The organism is Archangium sp. (genome assembly GCF_036388035.1).
GTDB lineage: Bacteria > Myxococcota > Myxococcia > Myxococcales > Myxococcaceae > Archangium.
The window spans coordinates 1-3881 of record NZ_DASVSO010000487.1; the positions used below are offsets into that span (position 1 = coordinate 1).

2 protein-coding genes and 2 pseudogenes are annotated in these 3881 nt (G+C 69.0%); 3 read left to right on the forward strand and 1 reads right to left on the reverse strand.

Annotated features, from left to right (window positions below):
- Together VF697_RS19625 and VF697_RS19630 are read left to right on the forward strand one after the other, a co-directional pair.
- A pseudogene (locus VF697_RS19625) lies at window positions 1-535 on the forward strand (Ig-like domain-containing protein); the annotation flags it as partial.
- A gap of 270 nt (window positions 536-805) precedes the next feature.
- Window positions 806-2290, forward strand: coding sequence for an OmpA family protein (locus VF697_RS19630; RefSeq protein WP_331097206.1), 1485 nt, complete (start codon window positions 806-808; stop codon window positions 2288-2290).
- Window positions 2291-2386: 96 nt separating this feature from the next.
- On the opposite strand, the gene VF697_RS19635 is transcribed toward VF697_RS19630, so the two are convergent.
- On the reverse strand, window positions 2387-3340 hold the full coding sequence (locus VF697_RS19635; RefSeq protein WP_331097208.1) for a hypothetical protein: 954 nt from the start codon (window positions 3338-3340) through the stop codon (window positions 2387-2389).
- 281 nt (window positions 3341-3621) lie between these two features.
- Between VF697_RS19635 and VF697_RS19640 the strand changes: the two are divergent.
- Window positions 3622-3881: pseudogene (locus VF697_RS19640) on the forward strand (peptidase M28); the annotation flags it as partial.

A 3881-nucleotide genomic window follows, 5' to 3' on the forward strand; every position in this document is an offset into this window, starting at 1 on the left:
CACCTGCTGCGGCGTGTACACCACCCAGACGTGGCCGAACATCGGGATTCCCTACGTGATGACCGACAACGTCAACGTGGGTTCCGCATCCAGTCCAACGCTGACCATCTCCGCGGGGACGGAACTGCGGTTCGGCGCGGACCTTGCGTTCAGTGTCGGTAGCCCCGGGGATTCCGGGACCCTGATCGCCGTGGGGACCGCGGAAGCTCCGATCCGCTTCATCCCGGATGCGCTCTCGCCCACCAAGGGACACTGGCGCGGGCTGCACTTCTGGTACGCCGGTGGGAGCAAGCTCGACTACGTGACCGTCACCCACGCCGGGGCCGCGGGCAGCGTCGGCACGGGCAACGTGAACGTGTACAGGGAGCTTGGCGCTTTCGTGACCAACAGCACGTTCAAGAACTCGTCTGGCTGCGGCATCACCGTGAGCAGTGGCGACCACGCTGACAGCACCCCGGTGTCGACGGACTACGAGCTGGCCACCTACAAGAACACCTTCGACGGCAACACCGGCGGCCTCGTGTGCGCCAACTGAGGGGGCCGGGCTGAAGGAGCGCGTCCTCGACCCCTGCCGCTGTTCCAGGCGGCAGGGGCTTCCCGGAGTGGACGCCCAGGCCGGGTCACTTCACGGCCAGGAAGTTGATCCGGGGCCCTTGTCCCTTCCCCCACGAAGAGCGGTAGGATTGCCACGGGGCAGATTGCTCCAGGGAGAGGACGCTCCGCGTCTCCACGGGCCACTTCTCGCCATCTCCCGGGAGCAGCCAGAGAAACTTACATGCGTCTACATTCATCCACCAGGGGGGCAGTGGCCGCGGTACTGCTGGGGTGCTCGCTCGCTTCCGCGCAGTCCACCGACGAGGCCCCCGAGACGTTGCCGGGCTTCGACCTGGAGCGGCTGGAAACGAACATGGGACGCGGCACGTTGCTCGTCGGCAACGGCGAGCTGATGGTGCCCGGGGGCCTGAGCGTGAGCCTCCTGGGGCACTACCAGCACATGCCCCTGGTGTTGAGCGACGAGGTGAGCGAGCTGCGGGTGGTGAGCGACAGGGCGACGGCGCTGCTCTCCGCCAGCTACGGCGTGTTGTCGTGGCTCGAGGTGGGGGCCCAGATCCCCTTCGTACTCTGGCAGCAGGGAGATGATCCGAGCCAGCTGGGCCTGGCCCCGCTGGCTGGCCAGGGGATTGGAACCCCCGTGCTCCAGGCGCGGTTGGGCTTGCTGTCGCGCGGCTACCGGCAACCCGTGGACCTGTCGGCGGACCTGGGCGTGGGACTGCCGGTGGGCACCGGCCTGGCGCTGGCGGGTGATGCGGGTCCCCGCTTCCACGCACGAATGGTGGTGGGCACGACCCTGGGCTGGCTGCAGCCCTCGCTCGAGGCGGGCGTGCTGTTCCGCCCCACCCCTCTGCTGGACACCTCCGAGAGCGTGGCCAAGCCGGGGGCGGAGGCGGAGATCCGCCTGGGCGCCGCGCTGGCCACCACGGGTAAGGGGCTGCGGGGAGAGCTGGGCCTGCGCACCACCCTCTCCACCAAGCGACCCGAGGTCTCCATGGAGCTGATGGGAGGCGTGCGCTTCCCGCTGCTGGTGGGGTTGGACGCCTTCGTCCTGGGCGGGCCCGGCCTGGGCGGAGCGCCCGGGACACCTCTCTTCCGCATGCTCGCGGGCGTTGCCTTCCGCCAGGAGCCACCTCCCCGGATCTCCTTCCTCGACGAGCACGCGAATCGCGATCTGCAACTCGCGCTGGCCGCGCCAAAGGCTTCGGAGAAAGACGATCAGATCCGTCCGGTGGGCACCTGGGAGCTCAACTCCCTCACCCGTGACGAGTCCCAGGAGACCTCGGCCAACGGAACGCCGCGGGAGCCTCCGCGGCCCTACCAGCCCGGCCCCCAGGAGAGGGTCGTGCTGCGGGGAGAGATCCACTTCGCGCAGGGCAGCTCGGAGCTCGAGGGCGTGGTCCCGCTGCTGGACCAGGTCGTCCTTCGGTTGCCGGAGCTGACCAAGGGGGGCACCATCATCGTCGAGGGGCATGCGGACACCGACGGCACCGTCACGTCCAACATGATGATGTCGCTGCGACGCGCCCAGGCGGTCCGGCGCTACCTGATCGACCAGGGCGTCCCCGCCACGCGGGTGCGGATCCGCGGCTTTGGCTCGGACTGGCCCGTGAGCGACAAACCCGCCACCGACCAGGAGCGCCAGCTCAACCGCCGAGCCGAAGTGCTCCTGCTCACCGAGATCGCGGCGCCGGCCACCACCCAGGCGCCGCTCACCACCCAGGCACCGCCCCCCTGACGCCAGCCTTGCTCGCCCGCCCGCCTCGGCGGGCCGAGGCGTGTCTCCGCGTAGACGCGGAGCACGCCTCCCCTCCCCCTGGGCGTCGAGGCTTGTTCAGCGCGGGGGCGGAATGGCGCCGATCCGGACGAGGAAACGGGTCTTCCGCTCCAACTCACGCTGCAAATCACCCAGGTGCCGGGCCGAGTCGCGCGCGGATCCACTGGAGGGCGTGCTCACGCGCGTGGGCATGAGGGGAGGAGGACTCACGATGCGCCGCTGCTCCGACACCGTCCGCGTTGCGTCACGCGCGACCGGCACACTCTGGAACTTCCGGAACACCGACTGCCGGATTGGAAGCGGCGGCACGCGCTCATCGACCGTACGGCCGTAGATCCACGCACCGCACCGCCAGAGCACGTCGTAGCGCTGGAACAACAACGTCCAGAACCGGTCGCGCATCTCGATGACCTTGACGAGGGAGGGTGATCCCCCATCGCTCGCGTCCCCTTGCTGCCCGAGCATCGTGCGCAGCTTGTCGGCGACCTGCTCCGCCTCGCGGAGATCCGCGGCGGAGATGGGCGAGCGACCCGTGATCCTCCCCTCGTTCCTGCGAAACAACGCGGCGAGAGCCAGGCAGTCCTCCATGACATCTTGCCGAGCCTGGAGCCGGACTTCATCGATGTCGGTGTCGGCGAGGAGGCCCGCCTCGGCGAGGGCGTCGGCGGCCTTTCGCAGCTTGCGACGCAGGACTTGCGCCCGCTCGAAGAGCACTCCGAACGGCGTCCCGCGGAGCTCGCGGTGCACCTGAAGCGTGGCGAAGACCAACCCCTGGGCAAGTCGCGGGAGCAACGAGAGCTCCACGACGTTCACGTCGGGCAGCTTGCCGATGACCACCGCCCCGCTGCCCACCACGTTCTCAACGCCGCGCGACACGTTGTGGTAGGCGAGCACGACGTCGGCACAGCACTCCTCGATGACGCTTGGGTCGAGGAGCTTCGCGGCGGCGAGGAACGCATCGTAAGCGGCCTGAGAGCCGACGCTCTCGAGCTCACTCGCATAAGCATCCACCTGCCCGCTCCCCGATGCTTCCAACCTGCTGCCCTCTTCCTCTGCCATGGGGGCAGATTATTACCGAGCGCTCTCCGACGCCGCAACGCACCGCTCCCCGCTTGGGAGGATCGCGGTGCACCCGCGGCGCGGCGAAGAACAGTCCCTGAGTGCAACCACCCCTGTGACCGTTCTCACATCCCCGGTGTGAGGTGCCTCACAGTGACAACCCGGCGCCGCTGGTAGGTAGCCCCGCGAAAGCTGTTCACGCGGGGGAATGATTCATGTGGAAGCAGTATGTCATGGCAGTACTGGCGGTGGGGCTATGGGCGTGCGCGCGTGAGGAGGCGCAGACCGCGGAGTTCGTGAGCCAGGGGGCGGCGCTGACGGTGACGGCCAGCTACGATTCGACCCTGAAGGTGCCCCGGTGCAGCGGGGTGGCCTCGGGCTGTGACACGGGCAGCCTCGTCAACGGCCGTGGACCGGTGGGGCCCGAGCTCAACGCGCCCAACACCCTCGGCGGCACCTGCGCGGACGGCAGCGGTGGCAGATACCACTCCGA